The following is a 19,113-nucleotide window of genomic DNA, read 5'->3' as shown; positions in this document are numbered from 1 at the left end:
TATCTTTCCTGCAAATTAAACCACTTTTGGACCCGCGGACCAGGCGCCCGGCCGGCTCTTCCCTTAAACGCTGCCGATTCGCCTTTCCGACAAGTTGCCCGAACACTGCAATTGCGTTGCCGCCGTCGTCAAGTAATCTCTAGCTGCGCTCCCCCCGACTGCCGAGGCCTCATCTCAAATGCCCGCCGTAAATCTTTCCGACCTGCTCCGCACCATCGCGCGGATACATTCCGAAAAGCCCGCCTTGATCGACCAGGACCGCGCGCTGACCTATGGCGAGCTCGACGACCTCATCGACCGCACCGCATCGCATCTGCTCACGCTGGGCGTGGCGCCTGGCGACCGGGTCGGGCTCTGCCTCCATGACAATGCGGATTTTCTAATCGCAATGTTCGCCGTCTGGCGCATCGACGCTACCGCCGTAGCCATGGACTGGCGCGGCAAGGGTGCCGAGCGGGCGGCATTCGCGGCGCGATTCGACGTTTCCCTCGTGCTCGAACATCGGCTGGCGCCCGACGGTAGCGGGTATCCGGCGTCGGTTGTCGACGGGGTGTGGCATGAATCCGTTGCCCGATCGGCGCCCTTGGGGCCATACCAGCGAACGGCAAATCGGATCGCTTACTTCAACATGTCGTCTGGAACGACGGGCGAGCCGACAGCTATCCCGATGACGCATAGCCGCCTGCTCGCCCGCGCTGTGATAAATTATATCGAAGGGAATTGGGGGGCATTGTCAGTCTATGTTTCGGTGCTGCCGTTTCAGTTTTCCGTCGCCCGTTCCTATTGTACAAATGTCCTGATCGCCGGCGGCGCCGTCTATGTCCTCGGATCGATGTTCAATCCCCAACAGTTTCTCGAGGTGGCTGAACGCTACTCGGCCAACCAATTCGCCCTGGTCCCGCCGATGGTTCGGAATCTGATTGCACTGCCGGCGTCCGACGGCTTGCTGCTGCCGAATGCGCGCTCCACCATATGTCTGGGTGCTGTTCTTCACAGCGAGGAAAAGCGGCAGGCGCTCGCCCATATCAGCTCGGCATTCTGCGATCTCTATGGCACCAGTTCGGGTGGTTTGATCAGTGTTCTGCCGCCCGACGCGATAGCGACCCATGCCGAGACCGTGGGCCGCCCCGCGGCTCATGTGGTCGTTGAAATTATTGACGAAAGCGATCGTCCGGTAGCGACGGGTGAAACAGGCTCACTACGGTTTCTCCCCTCGGAAACGATCTTCCTTCAAGACAAAACTCCCGATGACGCGTTGCCGCCGGAAATGGTCCGCGACGGCTGGCATTATTCGGGCGATATCGCTCGGCTCGACGAAGACGGGTTCATCCACCTTCTCGGACGGTCCTCCGACATCATCATCCGCGGCGGCGCCAACCTCTACCCGGGCGAGATCGAGGCCGTCCTAACCGCTCATCCGGCGGTCAAGGACGCCGCCGTCGTGCCATGGCCTTCTCGGTTGTTGGGCGAGGAAATCGCCGCTTTCGTCGTCCTCTCGGCAGACGTGTCGAAGCAGGACCTGATGCTGCTCTGCCGCACCAAGCTGAGCGCTGCCAAACTGCCCCGAGACATATTTCTCGTCGACGACCTGCCGCGGAACACCAATGGCAAAGTGTTAAAACGCGAGCTGTCGGCGCGGTTGACGATGATCGACGACGGCTGAAGGCGGCACGACTCGCCTGCCCCTCATCAATGACGTACGATTGCCTTCGATTTCACTGAAGCGCAGGGCAATTCATGGCACCTTCAAAGGCTGCATCTCCCCAGGGCCCGGTTAAAGCCTACCACAATCGCGACTTCGTCGACGGCGTGAGCGCTCGTCCCTTGCGCATGCTGGCCGAATATCTCGAGCCATTCGAACGCTTCGAAGCGCGGTCGATCTCCGATACCATTCTGTTCTTCGGTTCGGCGCGGATCGTCTCGGCCGAGGCTGCTCACGCCGAATTGGAAGCGGTGCAGGCGGCCGGCGGCGACACGACCGTCGCCGAGCGGCGGGTCGCCATGGCCCAGTACTACGAAGCGACCCGCGAACTCGCCCATCGCCTGACCCTGTGGTCCAAAGGGCTCAAAGACAGTCAGCGCCGGTTCGTCATCTGCTCGGGTGGTGGCCCCGGCATCATGGAAGCCGCCAATCGTGGCGCCAGCGAGGCCAAGGGTATCAATATCGGCCTCGGCATCTCGCTGCCCTTCGAGGAAAGCATCAACTCCTATATCACCCACGACCTGTCGTTCGAATTCCACTACTTCTACATGCGCAAGTTCTGGTTCCTCTACCTGGCCAAGGCGATGGTCATCATGCCCGGCGGATTCGGCACATTGGACGAATTGTTCGAGTGTCTGACCTTGCTTCAGACCAAGAAGATTCGAAAGCACTTGCCGATCGTATTGTTCGGCAGCGCGTTTTGGAACGAAGTCGTCAATCTGGAGGCGATGGCGAAATTCGGCACGATAAGCGAAGACGACCTGAGCCTCATTCACCGCACCGACTCGATCGATGACGCCTACCACTACATCACCGAGCAGTTGGCCGATTACGCCCTGCGCCATCCCGGCGCCTATCTCTGACCCCGGGTCACGATCGGCGTCATGAACAAGCGCGGCTGGTTTCTGCTGGTTTTTGCCGCCCTGTTCGCGACGCTCGCAGTGTTGGGCTACCTCTACCCGGTGTCGTCACCCGACGGATGGTTCGAACGGCGCACCGAAGAACGCATTCAGAACCGGTGATCGCATCACGCCGGAAAGGCCGGCGACGTGTTCGGGATGGGAAAAAATGAAGCCCGCGGGTTTTTCTCAGCCCAAATAGTCGGGCGTATTGCCGGGCTTCCACTTGATGCTGCAACCGACGCTGGCCGATTGCGTTGCATCATGTTCACTGGCGGCCAACACCGCGTCGGAGGCCGCCCGCAAATCGGCCCCTGTCACCGGCAGATCGGCCCCCGGCCGGCTGTCGTCGAACTGGCCGTGATAGACCAGCTTGCGGTCACCATCGAACAAATAGAAGTCCGGCGTGCAGGCGGCGCGATATGCCTTGGCGACATCCTGCGATTCATCGAACAGGTAGGGAAAGGAATAGCCGTAGGCGGCGACGTCCTCGGCCATCTTATCCGGCGCGTCGGCGGGATAGTGCTCGGGATCGTTGGCGTTGATGGCCACGACCGCAAGTCCACGCTCTTTGTATTCCGCGGCGAACCGGGCCAGGGCCTCCTTCAGATGGATGACATAGGGGCAGTGATTGCACATGAAGACGACCAACAGCGCCGGCGCGGCGCCAAAATCGGAAAGCGTGCGATCGCTCCCGTCGGTGTCGGGCAAGCAGAAATCGGGCGCCGCGGTGCCGAGCGGCAGTTTCGTCGATTCGGTTACGGCCATGGCCGGCAACTCCGTCCTGTCTTGCGGTAAGCTTGTTCCGCTCGATCCCGGCGCCGGCGGAACCGGGTGATCGGCCCGGCGGTGCCTCCGGCTTCAAAAATGCGCGGCTAAGGGAATAGCGGTGTGCCGCCACCCGCGATAACGCTGTCTTCAACCGAAGTGTACTTTACTATCGCGCCGTCAACCTGCCACAATGTGATTCTTCAATCGCCCATGGTTCGGCAAGACGTGACCCGGGATCTTCCTGTGCTGAGAGTATTTCTCCTCGGTATCGCATTCGCGCTCGCGGCGGCTGCGGCGTGGGCCGAGTCGCGGGTCGCGCAACCGACCGACGAAATCCGTCCCGCCGGGTTGCCACCGCCCTTGACGGCGGAAGATTTTCCGATTCTGGGGCCCGACGACCACGCCCGGATCGAGCTTGGCCGCCTCTTGTTCTTCGACAAGGTGCTGAGCGGCAATCTCAATATCGCCTGCGCCACCTGCCATCACCCCCTCGCTCATACCACGGACGGACTGTCGTTGCCGCTCGGCGAAGGGGCTGCCGGCCTCGGCGTGACCCGCCATCCGGGCAACGCGTTTACCGGCGTGCAGAACCGGGTGGCACGGAACAGCCCCGGATTGTTCAACCTGGGCGCCAAGTCGGTAACGGTCTTGTTCCATGATGGCCGTGTCGAACGGGATCCGTCGCATCCGGCCGGCTTCAGGAGCCCGGCCGGGGACAAACTTCCTCCCGGACTCGATTCGGTGCTCGCGGTCCAGGCGATGTTCCCGGTTGCGACGGCCGACGAAATGGCCGGTCATCCGGGGGAGAACTCGATCGCAAGCGCCGTCGCGACTGGCGACCTTGCCGGCGAGAATGGCGCCTGGACGCTGCTCGCCGACCGGCTGCGGACGATCCCGGCCTATGTCGATCTGTTCATGAAGGTCTATCCCGCGTTGGCCGGTCCGAACGACATTACGTTCGTCCACGCCGCCAACGCGATCGCCGGCTTCGAGACCGCGGCCTTCCGCGCCGACAATTCGCCCTTCGACCGCTGGCTCAGGGGCGACGCCTTCGCCATGGATGCCGAATCACGGCGCGGCGCTCGCCTGTTTTACGGCAAGGCGGGCTGTTCGACCTGCCATGCGGGACCATTCCTTTCCGACCAGGGCTTTCACGCTATCGCCATGCCGCAGATCGGACCCGGCAAAGGTGACGGCACAGGCGGAAAGGGCGATTTCGGCCGTCGCCGGGTCACCGATCTCGATGCCGATCGCTACCGATTTCGCACGCCTCCCCTGCGCAACGCGGCACTGACCGGTCCGTGGGGCCACAGCGGCGCTTATGGGAGCCTGGAGGCGGTGGTCCGTCACCACTTGGACCCCGTTGCCGCCGCGGCAAACTACGATATCGGCCAGGCGCGGTTGCCCGATCGCGCCGATCTCGCCGCCAAGGATGCCGATGCAGACAGCAGCGATTGGGCGGGCGTCGCGAAAGCCAATGAATTGTCGCCGATAGGATTGACGGATTTCGAGGTCGCCGATCTCGTCGCCTTTCTCGCTGCGTTGACCGATCCGTCCAGCGTGGATCTGAGCCATCTCGTGCCGTCGGAAGTGCCGAGCGGTCTTCCAATTTACGACTGAGGCGAATTTCGCCCCCTTGTCCGCCGCCGCTCCTGTGGATACGGTTGGCGCCCGGAGTGGACTGAATGTTGGTAGTTTGAGATTTCCCCTAGCGGACCGGGCATGGGCGTCCCTTGAAGTCGATGTGGAGAATTCGAATGAACCATTACCGAGCCTTGGCACTGGCCGCCCTTGGGGCGATTCTTCTGGGTTGCTCGCAGAACCCGATGACCGAGACGGCGTCGGCTTGGCAGTGCACCGCCTTCGCCGAGAACAATTTGGGCGCCAATCGACTGTACTCTTGGCACGACACCAACCGCACCGTCGCCGTCAACAATGCGCTCGAGAGCTGCAGGAGGCACGACAGCAATGCGGAAATGTGCCGCGTGGTCGTCGGCGATTGCGAGCCCTACTAGAAACGATTGGAACTAGGCCGCAAGTTCGTCAATCGTCCAGATTTGCACCGCCCTCGGCTTGGCGGCGCTCGACGAAGGCATCGAGTTCTTCTCGAATTGCCGAATCCATCGGCGGCCGCTCGAAATTCTTGAGCGCGTCCTTGTAGATCGCGTGGGCGCGATGGGTGGCGTCGACCGAGCCGGCCTCATTCCAAGTCTCGAAGTTGCGCCAATCGGACAGCAACGGCGAATAGAACGCATTCTCGTAGCGTTCCAACGTGTGCGCTGCGCCGAAATAGTGGCCTCCCGGCCCGACCTCGCGCATGGCATCGAGGGCGAGTGCCCCGGCATCGCAGGGCTCGGGCCGGAACATCTCGGCGAACATTTGCAGCATTTCGACGTCGATGATGAATTTCTCGAAGGATGCGGTAAGCCCGCCCTCAAGCCACCCGGCACCATGCATCACGATGTTGCAGCCGCCCATCAGGGCACCCCATAGGGCCATCTGCGATTCATAGGCCGCCTGGGCATCGGGTGCGTTCGAAGCGTTGGCGTTCGAGGATCGCCACGGCAGGTTATAGCGCCGAGCCAGCTGGCCACTGGCGAAGGCGGCCTTGACGTATTCGGGCGTGCCGAAGGCCGGCGCACCGCTTTTCATATTGACGTTCGAAGTGAAGCCGCCATAGGCAACGGGCGCGCCGGGGCGTACCAATTGTGAGAGCGCGAGCCCTGCTAGCGCCTCGGCATTTTGCTGTACCAGGGCGCCGGCGATCGACACCGGCGCCATTGCGCCGGCCAGGGTAAACGGTGTCAGGATCATCAACTGCCCGCGCCGCGCGAAGTCGATAATGCCCTTGGACATCGGGATATCGAGTTGCAGCGGCGAGTTCATGTTGACCACGGTGTAGCAACTCGGTTCGGCATCGAACCGGTCGGTTGGGATCCCACGAGCGATCCGCACCATCTCCATCACGTCGGCAACCGTCTCACGACCGCGGCAATAGACGAATGGAACCTTCTCGGTTTCGACGAGGAGAGCACGGGTGATCTCTAGGTGGCGGAAACGAGTCTCGATATCCATCGCTTCGACGCTCGCACCGTGGCAATGGATGACGTCGAAACATTGGGCGAGCCGAGCCAAATCGGTGAAGTCGGCAAGCGTGCCGGACCGCCGTCCATTTTCCAGATCGGAAATGTTGGGCGGCCCGCCGACAGTGCAGAAAACGACATTGTCACCGCCGACCTCCATGTCGCGCAGCGCGTTGCGGGCACGAACCTTGACCGTCGGCGATGCCTTGGCCACCGCTTCGAGAACCATCTCATCATCGAAACGCACGCGCTGACTCGACGGATCCACGGCGGCCCCGGCGCCCTTGAATATGGCCAAAGCTTCGTCGCTAAGAACCCGAATTCCGATCTCGCGGAGAACCGTCAATGAAGCCTCGTGGATGGCTTCGATCTGATCGGCCGAGAACTGCTCGATCGGCCGGTAGGGATTTCTGACGCGAACATAATTCAGGTTCACGAGGTCGGCGCTGCGGGACATTTTCCCGCCGGCCTCCGTGCGATTTCGCCTTCGTCGGCCACGACGGGCCGGCGCGGGTTCAGCGACCATGGGCTATCCTCTCCTCCGCCGCGGCGCCGTCTTTCTCGTTTGCGATCCGCGCTGCTCCCGTCCCGGGCCAATGCCGTGCCGGCGGCGATAAGCCTGGGCTAGGTCCCGGTCCATTTGGCGCCCGGTGAATGTCAGGTAAAAGGTTTCGATGTGGGCGACACGTTGGCCCAGGGTCTCTTCGATCCCGAGGGCGTAGTACCCGACCTGGGAGAAATAGATGACACGGGCGCGGATTATCGACTCGGCCGGGTCGTAATCGGCGCGCTCGAACAACGCTGCGATGACGTCCACGCGACGCTTGTCGGCATCGTCGACGGTCGCCCTGACCCGTGACGAACGTCGCGCCCAATCGCGCATCGCCGAATCGAGGCCCGGGTCGAACCGTCCGACATCCATCCAGGCGTCGAACAGGGCGAGAATGCCTTCGGTCAGATCCGCCGCGGTCTCGACCGCGGCCACCACGGCCGACGTGTTCTTCGCTTCCCAGCGTCCAATCAGCGCGTCGAGCAGGTCGGCGCGGTTCTCGAAATGCCAATAAAAGCTGCCGCGCGTGACGCCCATGGTATCGGCGAGCCGCGTGATCTTGACCGCATCGATGCCGTCGCTGACCAGGATCGCCAGGGCCGTGTCGATCCAGTCCCCGCGACCAAGGGGGCGTTCGCTGCCCTGGTCGTCGAGACGGTTATCGGTAGTTCCCGGCCGGTCTATCACTATTCGACCCATCCTTTCGGCGATGTCTCCATACACCCTTGTATGGCTCCATACAGTATTGTATGGAGAAGCTCAAGCGGCAATAAAGCGAGCTCCAGGCGACTGTGGAATCCGTTCGCCGTGCAAACGGTCCGACTGCCGCGGTGAGCGGATGCCGCCAGGGGCAATTTGAAGGAAGAATTTCAACCATGACCAAGATCGCTGTCCTGCCGGCGGACGACGCGACCAACGGGTGGAGTCGCATTCTGGCGCGTCGCGTTCCGCGTCCGCCGTTGGAGCGTGAAATTCACGCGGATTACGTCGTCGTTGGCGCCGGGTTCGCGGGACTCGCCGCTGCGCGCCGCTTGGCCGAGAACCGTCCGCAAGACAAGATCGTTCTTATCGAAGCCCAGGAAGTTGGCGAAGGTGCCTCGGGGCGCAATTCCGGATTCGCCATCGACGTCCCCCACAATGTCGGCAGTTCGTTGGCCGAGCTCGAGGCCTCGGAGCGATTCATCCGCTTGGCGCGCGCCGCGGTAAGTCAACTGGGGGCGCTGGTGGAAGCGCACGCCATCGACTGCCAATGGACACAAACCGGGAAATTTCACGCGGCGGTCACCGAACGGGGCGCAAGTGAGGTACTTCACCCGTTCGTCAAGGAGCTGGAGGCTCTGGGCGAGCCTTATCGCTGGGTCGATAGGAAAGCGCTGGTGGGCGCGGTTGGCACGCCGCATTTCCAAACCGCCGTTTATACGCCGGGCACCATTCTGATGAACCCGGCCGCGCTGACCCGGGGCCTGGCAGACTCGTTGCCCGCGAACGTCACCCTTTACGAGCATTGTCCCGTGACCGAGGCCGATTACCGAAATACGGTCCGCCTGTCGGTCCCGAACGGCGCCGTAACGGCGCCCAAGATGATCGTGACGACCAACGGTTTCGCCCAGCATTTTGGCTTTTTCAAAGGACGCCTGCTGGTCTTCGCATCCCATGCCAGCCTCACCCGACCCCTCGACGATGACGAGCGCCAAGCGCTCGGCGGCGTCGACAATTGGGGGCTGACACCGGCCAATGCGTTCGCCGGGATTACCATGCGGCTGACCGCGGACCGGCGCATCCTGATTCGCCAGAATGTCCACTTTCAACCCAATTTCCGCGTCTCCGATGCCCAGCGCACGGACGCTTCCCGCACCCACCAGCGCCTATTTGCTGAACGCTTCCCGATGCTGCCCAAGGTCACGATCGAACATACCTGGACCGGATTCCTGTGCCTGTCGCGCAATCACGCGCCGGGCTTTGGGCGCGTGGCGCCGAACATCTATACCGCGGTGTGCCAGAATGCGGTTGGCGTCACCAAGGGAACCATAGGCGGGACTCTGGCCGCCGACATGGCGACCGGGCGCGACAATCCCCTAATCGCCGATATGGAGAGTTTGGGCGCGCCCACCAAACTGCCGCCGCGGCCGTTTCTCGATTTGGGTGTCCGCGCCCGTTTCGCCTGGGAAATCTGGCGCAACCGTGCCGAAGCCTAGCCGATGGGACATTGCTTCGCACGGACCCCGGAACGACGAGTTGCGACCATGGCACGCAATGCCCATCATCTGATACATATCTCGCTTGACCCATGTCGCCGTGACTTATGAGCGAGCTTTGCCGATGACAGCCGAACTGACTGGCGTTGCCCATATTGGTATCCGCGTAGGAGACCTCGATCGATCGCGGGAGTTTTACGCACTGTTGGGGTTCGAGTTCGTCGTCGGGCCGGTCGGGCCCGAGCCGGTGGCCATTCTAAGGCATCCCGCCGGAGTCGAGATAAACCTGATTCTCAACGCGGCCGCCGGTTCGAACGACAATATTCTCATGGACCGCGACATCAAATATCCCGGCTACACGCACGTTGCCCTATCCGTCCGCGACGTGGAAAATGCCATGGCAGCGCTCGAGACAGCCGGCGTGACGATCACCGAGGGGCCGGTCACCTTCCCCGGCGGAGCGCGCGCCATCTTCGTGCGCGACCCGGACGGCAATGTCGTCGAACTGAACCAACCAGCCAAGTAGGCGACTGAAAGAGCAAGAGCAGCGGCCGGCGGCGCACCCCAACCATCACGGTCCGAACCGCCCCGGCCGGCGTCCGAATTTCGGCGATCGTTTTTGAAAATCTCGCGCACGGCCCGGTCGATCGGGACCGCCCATACCAGGTCGAAAGCGAGCCGGCGACCGCTGTTGGGGAACGGCTCAGGCTATCCGCTATCGAGCCGTTGTCCCTCGCCGCTCCATTGGCTACGGTGGCGCCGCCGGTGCATCAATTGATTTGCTCACCACACCCAATTTGCCGCCACACCACGGATTCAGGATGAACGCGGAAAGACGTCACCCGACCCTTCGGAGCCATGGCCTCGTCCAGAGCGCGGCCTATCCGGTCTGCGTGTTCCTAGCCGTTTTCCTCGTCTACATCGTGAATTACGATGTCCTTATCGGCAACGACGCCAAGTCCAACACCTTCCTCCCGGTGAGCATCCTCAGCGAAGGCAACTTGTCGTTCACCGCCGACGAAGCACCGTTCATGTTCGTCTGGAGAGCGCGCGGCCCGGCCGGCAACGAACGCAATGTGCGGATTGCGAATTTTGCCCACAAGTTTCGCGGCGGCACCGCACGCGAGATGCGCGACCGCGGCGATTTGTGGCCTGTCGCGCCGAGCTATTTTATAACGCCGACCCGCCACGAAGGCGTCTATGTCAGCACGTTCGGGCCGGGTGTCGGATTGTTCGCGCTGCCCCTGGTCACCGCCGGCTATGTCCTCAACGGTGGGCTGGCCGGACAAAACATGGCGTTGCTGTGGTACCTGTCGAAAGTCGTCGCCGCCCTGGCGGTGGCCGGGTCGGCGTTGATCCTTTTCTTCATCGCGCAGCGCCATGTCAGCCGAAAGGGCGCGCTGATCGTCACCGGCGCCTATGCCTTCGGGACCTGTGTCTGGAGTATCAGCAGCCAGGCGCTGTGGCAGCATGGACCGACCGAGCTGTTCGTCATGCTTGGGATCTATTTTCTAAGCCGCATCGGCGCACGGCGAAACTTCGGCTACTATTGCGGCCTCGCGCTCGCCGCCGCCGTGCTATGTCGGCCGACCAGCGCACCGTTGGCGGTGACTGTCGGCCTCTATCTTCTTATGATCGATCGCGCCGCGCTGTGGCGCTTCATCGTCGGCGGCCTGCCGATCGCAATTCTTCTATTCGCCTACAACTACCATTATTTCGGGTCGCCGTTGGATTTCGGCCAGCTCGTTCAGGGCGCCGGCATCGCGGCGTCCAAGACCGGGTCGGCCGACGTCTGGCAGACCCCGCTCTGGCTCGGCGCGGCCGGCCTGTTGTTCAGTCCCTCGCGCGGCCTGCTGATCTTTTCACCGGTCATGGGGTTCGCGGCCTGGGGCGTCGTCCGCATGTGGCACGCACCATCGATGGGCTGGCTAAAGCCGGTTCTGGCGGCGCTCATGCTGATGTGGATCATCGCCTTCAAATGGTTCGATTGGTGGGGCGGGTGGAGCTTCGGCTATCGCCCCATAGTCGATACCATGCCGCTCCTCGCCGTGCTCCTGCTGCCGGCCATCGATACCATCCTGACCAGCCGCATCTGGATCCGGATGGCCTTTGCCGCGACTCTCCTGTGGTCGGTCAGCGTCCAGTATATCGGCGCCTTCGCATACGATATCGTTGGCTGGAACGACCGGGTGGCGGTGTTCCTGCCCGGGGACACCGAGCCGACGCCGGTTGTCGATAGCGAAGAAATCGCACGGCTGCGGCTGGTGCACGGTTCCGAGCTCAAGGCGGTTCGCCTCGATATCGACCGGCCCGAAAACCGTCATCGCCTGTGGTCGCTGGGCGACAGCCAAATTGCCTATTACCTGGCGAACTTCGGCCGCGCCCGACAACGCAAGAAAACCATGATGGACTTATGGATTCGTGACCCCACCCGGTGAAAACAGCAGCGCGGACCGGGAGAGATTCGAAGGGCGGATCATTGCCGAAGCCGTGCGGGTCCTCGAAGGAAGCCAGGGGCACGCCTTCGACGACGCCGCGGCCGAAGCCGAGGCCAAGGCACTTGCCGGAGATCTCGAAGACAAGATTATCCTGCGCGCACGCCGGCTGGGCCCGGCATCACAGCTCGTCGATACGCTGAACCGCATTCGGATAGCGACCAAAATCGCGACTGTGATTGGCGCCCTGATCGCGCTCGCCGCCGGCGCGGCAACCGCACGCGCCGCTCTATCGGCCGAATCCGGTGCGCCGGTTAATTTCCATTGGGCGGTCCTGGCGCTACTCGGCGTCGAGACCGTGACGCTGGTCTTGTGGCTGATCATGGCGAGCCTCAGCTCCCGAGCGACGGCATCGTTCTCGCTCGGCGGCGCGATCAGCGCTGTCGGGCGGCGCATGGCCGGTTGGTTGCACCGCGATGCCGCGAGTGTCGCCATGATTCGCGCGGTCGCTGCGATCATGAGCCAAGGGGCGATAGCACGATGGACATTGGGCATCGTCACCCACGCTTTGTGGCTGTCGTTTGTCGCTGGCGCCTTGGCCATGACGCTGCTGATCTTGAGCGCCAAGCAGGTCACCTTCGCGTGGCAGACCACCATCCTTTCCGAAGCCACCTACATCCCGGTGACCGAGGCATTGGCGGTCCTGCCGCGCGCGGCCGGGTTCGTGACGCCGACCGCGGAACAGATCCACGACAGCCGTTGGACCGGAGCCGAAAGCCCGGCAACGAATGCCTCCGGCGCATGGGCAGGCCTTCTGGTGGGCGCATTGGTTGTCTACGGACTGGCGCCACGCGTGCTTCTGCTGCTGGTGTGCCTTTTCGCCCGCGTTCGCGCGGCAACCCGATTCCGTCTCGATCTCCGCCACCCTGAATACGCCCGCCTTGAGGAGCGGCTGATGCCGTCGGTGCGGCACGGCGGCATCGTCGATCAAGACCAAGCGCTCTTCGACCACACGGCCGTCTCGCCAGCCGAAATACAGACGATCGAATTCAGCGGTGCGATCGCCGTCGTCGGGCTCGAGCTCGAACGGTCCGGCACGGATGAGGCGCGGGCAGTCCCCGGCGACGCATGGCATGATCTCGGCAATGTCGACAACCGGGAAGACGCGGAAAAGGCACTTTCGGCAGTGACGGAACTGGCGCCGGGCCTGGTGCTCGTTGCCGCGTCGTCGCTGACGACACCGGATCGGGGTGTCGCCGCGTTCTTGGCCAACGTCGGGAGAGCGGTAACCGGGCCGCTTGCGATATTGTTGTCGGACGGCGGTCGTTTGCGCAGCCGATATGGGTCATCGGATGCCGATGAAAGGCTCGAGGATTGGCGCCGGCTTGCCCAACGAACCGGTATTCCGGGCGCTTGGGTGATCGAATATGAGCTTTCGGCGCCGAGCAAAGATGATCGGGCCCGGCTCGCGCGTCTCCTCGGGACCGACACGCCTTGACCGCGCCGGTGCTCAAGGCGGCGGTGGTGGGCCACACCAATGCCGGCAAGACGTCACTGATGCGGACGCTGACCCGGGACGTCGATTTCGGCATTGTCTCCAGCCGCCCAGCGACGACACGTCACGTCGAGGCCTCGTCGTTGCTCATCGACGGCGTCCCCGTCATCGAATTCTTCGATACCCCGGGGCTGGAGGATTCCAGCGGCCTCCTCGCTCACCTAAATACGCTGTCGAAAACACGCGGCGGCGATGCCACCGATGCCGTTCATGCATTTCTCGACGGGGATCCCGCCGGCTTCAACCAGGAAGCGAAGGCGCTCGGCCAAGTCGCGCAGTGCGACATCGCGCTTTACGTGATCGACGCGCGCGAGCGCGTTCTCGGCAAGCATCGCGACGAGCTCGAAATACTCGGGAGCTGTGCCCGGCCGATACTTCCGGTGCTGAACTTCGTCGCCGACCCCGAGGCGCGGTCCGACCTGTGGCGCGAGCAGTTGGCCCGCGCCAACATGCATGCGATCGTCGCTTTTGACACGGTTGTCTTCGACGAAGCCGGCGAGCGGCAGTTGTTCGAGAAGATGCGGAGCCTGATGGACCGCTTCGCACCCAGCCTCGACGCATTGATCGCCGACGCGGAACGGCGGCGAGATCAGCTTCGACATGCGGCCGCGAGGATAGTCGCCGGTCTGCTGATCGATACCGCGGCCTACTCGGTCACCGTGGCGGGTCAAGATCAAGGTTCCGATTCCGCGCTCGAGGCACTAAGGCGAATAGTGCGCGACGGTGAACAACGCTGTGTCGACGACTTGCTTGAGCTGTTTCGCTTTCGTCACGACGATTACGCGGCGAGCGCCCTGCCGATCGCGAACGGTCGGTGGGGCACCGACTTGTTCAGCCCCGAGGCATTGATGGAATTCGGCGTCACCACGGGCAGCAGCGCAGCCACCGGCGCGCTTGCCGGCCTTGCCGTCGATGCCATGACCGGGGGTCTTACCCTGGGTGCTGCCGCGGCGACGGGGGCCGTGGTCGGGGCCATCGTCGGCGCCGTCTACGACAAGGGCCAGGCGGTTCTCGGCGCCATCCGCGGGCACACCGAACTGAGAGTGGATGACGCGACCGTGGCATTGCTGGCGGTCCGTCAAGCAGCCCTGGTCAATGCGCTGCTGCGCCGCGGCCATGCCAGCGAGCGTAAGATTCGGTCGCCGGAAGGCGATGGTGCCACCGACCCCAAGCTACTCGCCGCGGATTTGCTGGAGATCTTGCAAAAAGCGCGTCTCCACCGCGCATGGTCGCGGTTCGCGAACCCGGACGGCGCGCTCGCCGAAAGCGGTCGCATCGCCGCGGAAGAAAGGCTGGCGACTCGCCTCGGGATTAATCTGGGAGCTTGAGTTGAAAGAGAGAATGCCGGGGCCGAAGCCCCGGCAAGTTTACAAGAACAGGGAGGTGTCTTGTCTCGGATATGTTGCGGCAACCATCGGGTGTGTGAGGTAGAGCCGACGCCATCGTGACGAAAGCTCCGCTACCGCAACATCTCTTGAAAACGGTAACACCGAAAAGTTTAGAAAATATCAAGAAATCGCCGCTTTGGGCGGGGCACGCGACACAAACCCCGTCTCCGGGTCAGCCCACGGGCCCGTCGAGCGCCTGCCGCAGATCGTCGATCAGGTCGTCGACATGCTCAATGCCGACCGACAGCCGAAGCAGGTTTTCGGGCATGTCGCTGACGTCGCCTTCGATGGTGTGACGATGCTCGATCATCGTTTCGACTCCGCCGAGCGAGGTCGCTCGAACGATTGTGCGCAGATTATTGGCAACCGCCACCGTCGCCGGGCCATCGCCATCGATTTGGAACGACAACAGATAGCCGAAACCGCCGGTCATTTGGCGTTTCGCGACATCGTGGTTGGGGTGACCCGGCAGGCCCGGATAATGGACCGCCCCGACCCTGCGATGACTGGCAAGGAAGTCGGCGATGGCCTGCGCATTCGCGCTTGCCCGCTCGACGCGCACGGCCAGAGTGCGCAGACCGCGCACCAGCAGCCAGGCCTCGAACGGTCCGAGAAGCGCACCGGTCTCTCGCCGGTCCGCCTTGATCGCCGCCCAGCGGTCGTCTTCCGCGGCCGCGGCGATTGCGCCGGCGAAAACATCGCTGTGTCCGTTGAGGGCTTTGGTCGCGGAATGGACGATATAATCGGCGCCCCATTCGAGCGGCCGCGACAGCACCGGGGTCGCCGCCGTCGAGTCGACGACGAGCTGCGCTCCAATCCGATGGGCCGCCTCCGCGGCGCGGGCAACGTCGACGATTTCGAGCCAGGGATTGGATGGCGTTTCGATCAGCACCAGATCGGGGCGGGCCTGATCTACGACCGTGGCGACATGCCCCGCATCCGTGCCGTCAAATTCGGCGAACGTGATGCCATGGCGGCCACAATGCGCGCGCACCCATTGCGTTGTGCCGAAGTAGATATTTCGCTGCACCGCCACCGCGCCGCCGTCCGGGACGGTTCGAAACAAGGCGGCAATCGCGGCCATGCCGGAGGGCAGCACAAGCGCGGCGGCGGCGCCATCGAGCGCGGCGATCACATTCTCGACGATACGATAGATCGGAAGATCGTCGCGACCATAAATGTGGTCCGGGTTCAACAGCCGGTAAGCATCGTCGCGGGCATAGGTTGTCGATGGTTGAATCGGCGGCACCAGGCCGCCGGTCGCGGCATCGATGTGGCTGGCCGCTTTGGCGGCGATGGTTTCCGGCCGCAGCCGTTCGTTGCACTGAGGCATGACAAACGCGATCCTCTTGTCGCCGATCGGTAAGCCGTTTCACCCTATTGCCTGGCAACCCGCTGTGCCAGTCTCCCGCGACCGGAACACTGCGAAAGGAACGCCGATGTATGCTCTGCCCCTGGTTCCCGAGGGATTCGACGTGCCGGAACGACTCGAGACCGACCGCCTTTGCCTACGCCCCTTGACAATCCACGACGCGGTCAAGGATTTCGACGCGGTCATGACCAGCGCCGACCGGCTGCGCGGAATCGTCTTCGGGCCGGAGGACACTTGGCCCGACGGCCTGACCCTGGAGCAGAATTTGACCGAACTGGCTTGGCATCAGACCGAGTTCCGCAACCGCACTTCCTTCGCCTATACGGTGGTCAGCTTGGACGAGAGCTGGGTTCTTGGTAGCGTCTACCTATATCCCTCGCGTAAGGCCGCGCACGACGTCGACGTCATGTTGTGGGTGCGTCAGTCGGAGGCCGATACCGGCCTCGACGATCATCTCTACGTGACGGTGCGGGATTGGCTCGCCACGGCGTGGCCGTTCGCCCGCCCCGCCTTTCCGGGCCGCGCGATCGACTGGGAGACATGGGCGGATCTGGCGGCAAAGTAGAATGCGTTGTTCACGACCGTTTCGCGGGCTCGTCTTGTACCGGGCCGCCCGGCGACGGGCTGTTGGCCGGCAATCCGGCTTTCTCCAACCCTTCGATCACCGTGGCCACGTACTCCTTGTCCAAGCTCTCCACACTCGCAGTCAGATGGGCGATGCTCCATTCGGGCCGCATTTCTCGCGCCTTGTCTATGGCGGCATGGGCCTCGGCAAGCCGGTCCTGTCCGACAAGGGCGAGCGCCAGACCGAGGTAATCGACCGGCAATACATTCCGTTCCTTGATCGCAAGGCGCGCCGCTTCCTCGGCCTCCTCATATTTGCCGAGCATGAACAGACACATCGTCTTGATGAAAAGCTTGACCGGCTGTAGTGGACTCTTGGGGCTCAGGCGGATCGACATATTGAGCGTTGGCAGCGCCTCGGCCGCCCTTCCACCAACGAGCAACACGGCCGCCAAGCTGAGATAGGCGCTCGAAGAGTTGGGATCGAGCGCGACGGCCGATTCCGCCTCGGTGACCGCCAAATCGTGCCGCCCCTCCATCATATAGACGCGGGACAGGGCGTTGTGAGCAACGCTGCTGTCGTGATCCAGCCCGACTGCTTTCAAGGCATATTCGTTCGCCCGCATCATGTTTTTCACAGGATGTTCCGCCTTGCCTCTCAGCACCGCTCGCGTAGCGAGAAAGGCGAGCAGCGCATATGGCGGAGCGTATTGCGGCCAACGCGCGACGGCGTCGTTGGCGAATTTCGTGGCCTCCGCATCGCCGTCGTCGGTAAATTGATAGAAATGCCATGCGGCGCGCATGTAAAGTTCCCAGGCGTCTAGGTTCTCTGGCGCCTTGCGCCGGGCGCGGTCGCTTTCTTTATCCCAAATCCTGTTGTCGATGGTGTAGGCGACCGCTCGTGCGATTTCATCCTGCAGGATGAAGATGTCGTCGACATCGAGGTCCAGGTCGTAGCGATCCGACCAGATCTGCCGCGAATCATGAGCCCCACTAAGCTGTGCCGTCACCCGAAGATGGCGTCCGGTTTCGCGAACCGTTCCTTCGACAATGTAGTCTACGCCGAGCTCCTGCCCGATCTTCTTCACGCCAAGATCCCGCCCCTTGTAGGCGAAGCTGGAGGTACGCGCGATGACCATCAACCAATCGATACGGGAAAGCTCGGCAATCAACTCGTCGCCTATGCCATCGGCGATGTACTCGTGGTCGGTCTCGGCACCGAGAAATTCAAAGGGTAGCACCGCGACCGCCGGCTTAAGAGGCAATGGTTCCGCCGTCGCAATGGCGGCGGAACCGGAACCGGGCCGACCGGCGGCTGTCGCACCCGCGCGCGAACCTTCGGTATCCATGCCGCTGTCCGGCGGTCGAAACGAGAGTTCCGGCCCATGTTTTGGCCAATCGAGGCGATGAAGCCGCAAATAGTCGGCGACGTTCGCCGCCGCATAGGTCAATGCCATGCAACGGCTGGCGTGGGGCCGCTTCTGGTGCACCAAAGCCAAGCCCGCGGCGATTCGCGCGAGCAAATATTGGCTCTCTAGATAGGAGAGCCGATTGGGTTCATGACGGTCGATCCAGCCGCCGACCTCCCGGCGGATCGTGTGGACCAGTTGAACGAGACCCATATCGTCGCCGGTGAGACCGGCCCTTTGGGCGGCCGCCCGCTGCCGGCTCAGATTGCCGAGGATCGACGCCCAGTGATCCGGCGTAGCCTGCGCCCGTCCCTGGATCAAATAGGTCAGCTCGAGATAGGCATGATCGAAAAAGAGGAACCCATCGTCACGATAGAAGTCGAGATCGATGAGGTAGTACTTGGGCTTGGCGGCGGATGGCTTGGAAATCAAGATATTGTAGCCATGCAAGTCGCCATGAAAGTTGCCGCGAATGCCGCGAATGCAAATAGTTTCGCGCTTCAACGGGACGACGTTTTTCGCGAAGGCCAATGGGTTGGGATAGGACTGGCCCTCGAAAATGTAAGTCGGCTCCTCCGGCGGCAGGCCGCAATCCTCGCCGAGAAACTCGTGGATCTTACCGCCCTCGTCCGAATCGAGGCGATAGTCGAGCCAACTCTCCAAGAGATTGACCGGCTCCAGCATCTCCGGATCGAGCCGGTAGTTCGGGTTCCAGCACTCCAGCAGGTCCGCGGATAGGCGTCGGGCGATGTTTACTTGCGGTTTGTGGGCGCAGTCGGCCCACGGCGTAGCGTATTCGAGCCCGCGCGCCGCGATGGTCGATAGGATGGCCGTATCCTCGCCATGGTGCAGGGCATGCACGACTCGCGGCAAATGCTCTTGGGCGTAGTCCGGATCGACCTCGAAAGCCCGCCGATGGCGCTCGAATTCCCTCTCTTCCGACCAATCCGCGGAAGATACGCGGTCGAACTTGAGAATGGCCTGGCCGGCGAAATCCTTGGCCGTAATATCAACCGAATAGACCGCGGCACCGGATTTCCCGCTCAACAATCGATTCAGATAGATCTCGCCCTGAACGCCCCATTGGTCGCGGATGACGGGCTCGAAAGCCCGGTATTCCTCGGGCCAGGGAAGAGTCGACCGGTCGCCGGATTGGCTTGATGTTTTCTGTCTCTTCAACTCGACCCGCC

Annotated in this window: 16 protein-coding genes; 11 read left to right on the top strand and 5 right to left on the bottom strand. The window is 62.7% G+C overall.

All coding sequences use genetic code 11. The features are described from left to right. Positions 1 to 178 precede the first annotated feature (178 nt). The 3 genes from GY791_16005 to GY791_15995 all read left to right on the top strand — a co-directional run bounded on the left by GY791_16005 (position 179) and on the right by GY791_15995 (position 2,724). Positions 179 to 1,663 (top strand): acyl--CoA ligase, encoded by a 1,485-nt coding sequence (locus tag GY791_16005; protein ID MCP4329931.1) that lies wholly within the window; start codon positions 179 to 181, stop codon positions 1,661 to 1,663. Between the two features lie 74 nt (positions 1,664 to 1,737). Further along, positions 1,738 to 2,565: an LOG family protein gene (locus GY791_16000; protein MCP4329930.1), complete on the top strand. Its 828-nt coding sequence runs from the start codon at positions 1,738 to 1,740 to the stop codon at positions 2,563 to 2,565. Between the two features lie 21 nt (positions 2,566 to 2,586). Further along, positions 2,587 to 2,724: a hypothetical protein gene (locus tag GY791_15995; protein MCP4329929.1), complete on the top strand. Its 138-nt coding sequence runs from the start codon at positions 2,587 to 2,589 to the stop codon at positions 2,722 to 2,724. Between the two features lie 66 nt (positions 2,725 to 2,790). Here the strand turns inward: GY791_15995 and GY791_15990 are convergent, their stop codons facing one another. Continuing rightward, positions 2,791 to 3,369, bottom strand: coding sequence for a thioredoxin family protein (locus GY791_15990; GenBank protein ID MCP4329928.1), 579 nt, complete (start codon positions 3,367 to 3,369; stop codon positions 2,791 to 2,793). A gap of 213 nt (positions 3,370 to 3,582) precedes the next feature. Here GY791_15990 and GY791_15985 point away from each other — a divergent pair, with 213 nt between their 5' ends. Together GY791_15985 and GY791_15980 are read left to right on the top strand one after the other, a co-directional pair. Continuing rightward, on the top strand, positions 3,583 to 4,992 hold the full coding sequence (locus GY791_15985; GenBank protein ID MCP4329927.1) for a cytochrome-c peroxidase: 1,410 nt from the start codon (positions 3,583 to 3,585) through the stop codon (positions 4,990 to 4,992). 137 nt (positions 4,993 to 5,129) lie between these two features. Continuing rightward, on the top strand, positions 5,130 to 5,387 hold the full coding sequence (locus tag GY791_15980) for a hypothetical protein (GenBank protein MCP4329926.1): 258 nt from the start codon (positions 5,130 to 5,132) through the stop codon (positions 5,385 to 5,387). A 28-nt stretch (positions 5,388 to 5,415) separates the two neighbouring features. On the opposite strand, the gene GY791_15975 is transcribed toward GY791_15980, so the two are convergent. Continuing rightward, a complete protein-coding gene (locus tag GY791_15975; protein MCP4329925.1) occupies positions 5,416 to 6,981 on the bottom strand; it encodes a trimethylamine methyltransferase family protein in 1,566 nt (521 codons plus the stop codon). A 3-nt stretch (positions 6,982 to 6,984) separates the two neighbouring features. Further along, the gene (locus GY791_15970; GenBank protein MCP4329924.1) at positions 6,985 to 7,692 is read right to left on the bottom strand and encodes a TetR/AcrR family transcriptional regulator; all 708 of its coding nucleotides are present in this window, start codon (positions 7,690 to 7,692) and stop codon (positions 6,985 to 6,987) included. Positions 7,693 to 7,880: 188 nt separating this feature from the next. On the opposite strand from GY791_15970, the gene GY791_15965 reads away from it, so the two are divergent. The 5 genes from GY791_15965 to GY791_15945 all read left to right on the top strand — a co-directional run bounded on the left by GY791_15965 (position 7,881) and on the right by GY791_15945 (position 14,518). Further along, complete coding sequence (locus tag GY791_15965; GenBank protein ID MCP4329923.1) at positions 7,881 to 9,200, top strand: FAD-binding oxidoreductase; 1,320 nt, start codon at positions 7,881 to 7,883, stop codon at positions 9,198 to 9,200. A 124-nt stretch (positions 9,201 to 9,324) separates the two neighbouring features. Further along, on the top strand, positions 9,325 to 9,726 hold the full coding sequence (locus GY791_15960; protein MCP4329922.1) for a VOC family protein: 402 nt from the start codon (positions 9,325 to 9,327) through the stop codon (positions 9,724 to 9,726). A gap of 295 nt (positions 9,727 to 10,021) precedes the next feature. After that, entirely contained in the window at positions 10,022 to 11,638 is a 1,617-nt protein-coding gene (locus GY791_15955; GenBank protein ID MCP4329921.1) for a glycosyltransferase family 39 protein, read from the top strand. Next, positions 11,622 to 13,133 (top strand): DUF2868 domain-containing protein, encoded by a 1,512-nt coding sequence (locus tag GY791_15950; GenBank protein ID MCP4329920.1) that lies wholly within the window; start codon positions 11,622 to 11,624, stop codon positions 13,131 to 13,133. The genes GY791_15955 and GY791_15950 overlap by 17 nt, the downstream gene beginning before the upstream one ends. After that, on the top strand, positions 13,130 to 14,518 hold the full coding sequence (locus GY791_15945) for a GTPase/DUF3482 domain-containing protein (protein ID MCP4329919.1): 1,389 nt from the start codon (positions 13,130 to 13,132) through the stop codon (positions 14,516 to 14,518). Before GY791_15950 ends, GY791_15945 begins: the two co-directional genes overlap by 4 nt. Before the next feature lie 232 nt (positions 14,519 to 14,750). On the opposite strand, the gene GY791_15940 is transcribed toward GY791_15945, so the two are convergent. After that, positions 14,751 to 15,911: a PLP-dependent transferase gene (locus tag GY791_15940; GenBank protein ID MCP4329918.1), complete on the bottom strand. Its 1,161-nt coding sequence runs from the start codon at positions 15,909 to 15,911 to the stop codon at positions 14,751 to 14,753. Positions 15,912 to 16,017: 106 nt separating this feature from the next. Between GY791_15940 and GY791_15935 the strand changes: the two genes are divergently transcribed. After that, a complete protein-coding gene (locus tag GY791_15935; GenBank protein ID MCP4329917.1) occupies positions 16,018 to 16,515 on the top strand; it encodes a GNAT family N-acetyltransferase in 498 nt (165 codons plus the stop codon). A 10-nt stretch (positions 16,516 to 16,525) separates the two neighbouring features. On the opposite strand, the gene GY791_15930 is transcribed toward GY791_15935, so the two are convergent. Beyond that, entirely contained in the window at positions 16,526 to 19,102 is a 2,577-nt protein-coding gene (locus GY791_15930) for a hypothetical protein (GenBank protein ID MCP4329916.1), read from the bottom strand. Positions 19,103 to 19,113 lie beyond the last annotated feature (11 nt).

It is taken from the genome of Alphaproteobacteria bacterium (assembly GCA_024244705.1).
In the GTDB taxonomy this organism is placed as follows: Bacteria; Pseudomonadota; Alphaproteobacteria; order JAAEOK01; family JAAEOK01; genus JAAEOK01.
The sequence above is the reverse complement of the archived record's forward strand: the minus strand, read 5'-3'. Positions and strand labels throughout refer to the sequence as shown.

What these genes read in the sequence shown, in the direction of transcription:
- GY791_15960 (MCP4329922.1), top strand. Translation starts at nt 9,325, where the DNA reads ATGACAGCCGAACTGACTGGCGTTGCCCATATTGGTATCCGCGTAGGA.
- GY791_15990 (MCP4329928.1), bottom strand. Translation starts at nt 3,369, where the DNA reads ATGGCCGTAACCGAATCGACGAAACTGCCGCTCGGCACCGCGGCGCCC.
- GY791_15955 (MCP4329921.1), top strand. Translation starts at nt 10,022, where the DNA reads ATGAACGCGGAAAGACGTCACCCGACCCTTCGGAGCCATGGCCTCGTC.
- GY791_15940 (MCP4329918.1), bottom strand. Translation starts at nt 15,911, where the DNA reads ATGCCTCAGTGCAACGAACGGCTGCGGCCGGAAACCATCGCCGCCAAA.
- GY791_15935 (MCP4329917.1), top strand. Translation starts at nt 16,018, where the DNA reads ATGTATGCTCTGCCCCTGGTTCCCGAGGGATTCGACGTGCCGGAACGA.
- GY791_15975 (MCP4329925.1), bottom strand. Translation starts at nt 6,981, where the DNA reads ATGGTCGCTGAACCCGCGCCGGCCCGTCGTGGCCGACGAAGGCGAAAT.
- GY791_16000 (MCP4329930.1), top strand. Translation starts at nt 1,738, where the DNA reads ATGGCACCTTCAAAGGCTGCATCTCCCCAGGGCCCGGTTAAAGCCTAC.
- GY791_15965 (MCP4329923.1), top strand. Translation starts at nt 7,881, where the DNA reads ATGACCAAGATCGCTGTCCTGCCGGCGGACGACGCGACCAACGGGTGG.
- GY791_15985 (MCP4329927.1), top strand. Translation starts at nt 3,583, where the DNA reads ATGGTTCGGCAAGACGTGACCCGGGATCTTCCTGTGCTGAGAGTATTT.
- GY791_15980 (MCP4329926.1), top strand. Translation starts at nt 5,130, where the DNA reads ATGAACCATTACCGAGCCTTGGCACTGGCCGCCCTTGGGGCGATTCTT.
- GY791_16005 (MCP4329931.1), top strand. Translation starts at nt 179, where the DNA reads ATGCCCGCCGTAAATCTTTCCGACCTGCTCCGCACCATCGCGCGGATA.
- GY791_15995 (MCP4329929.1), top strand. Translation starts at nt 2,587, where the DNA reads ATGAACAAGCGCGGCTGGTTTCTGCTGGTTTTTGCCGCCCTGTTCGCG.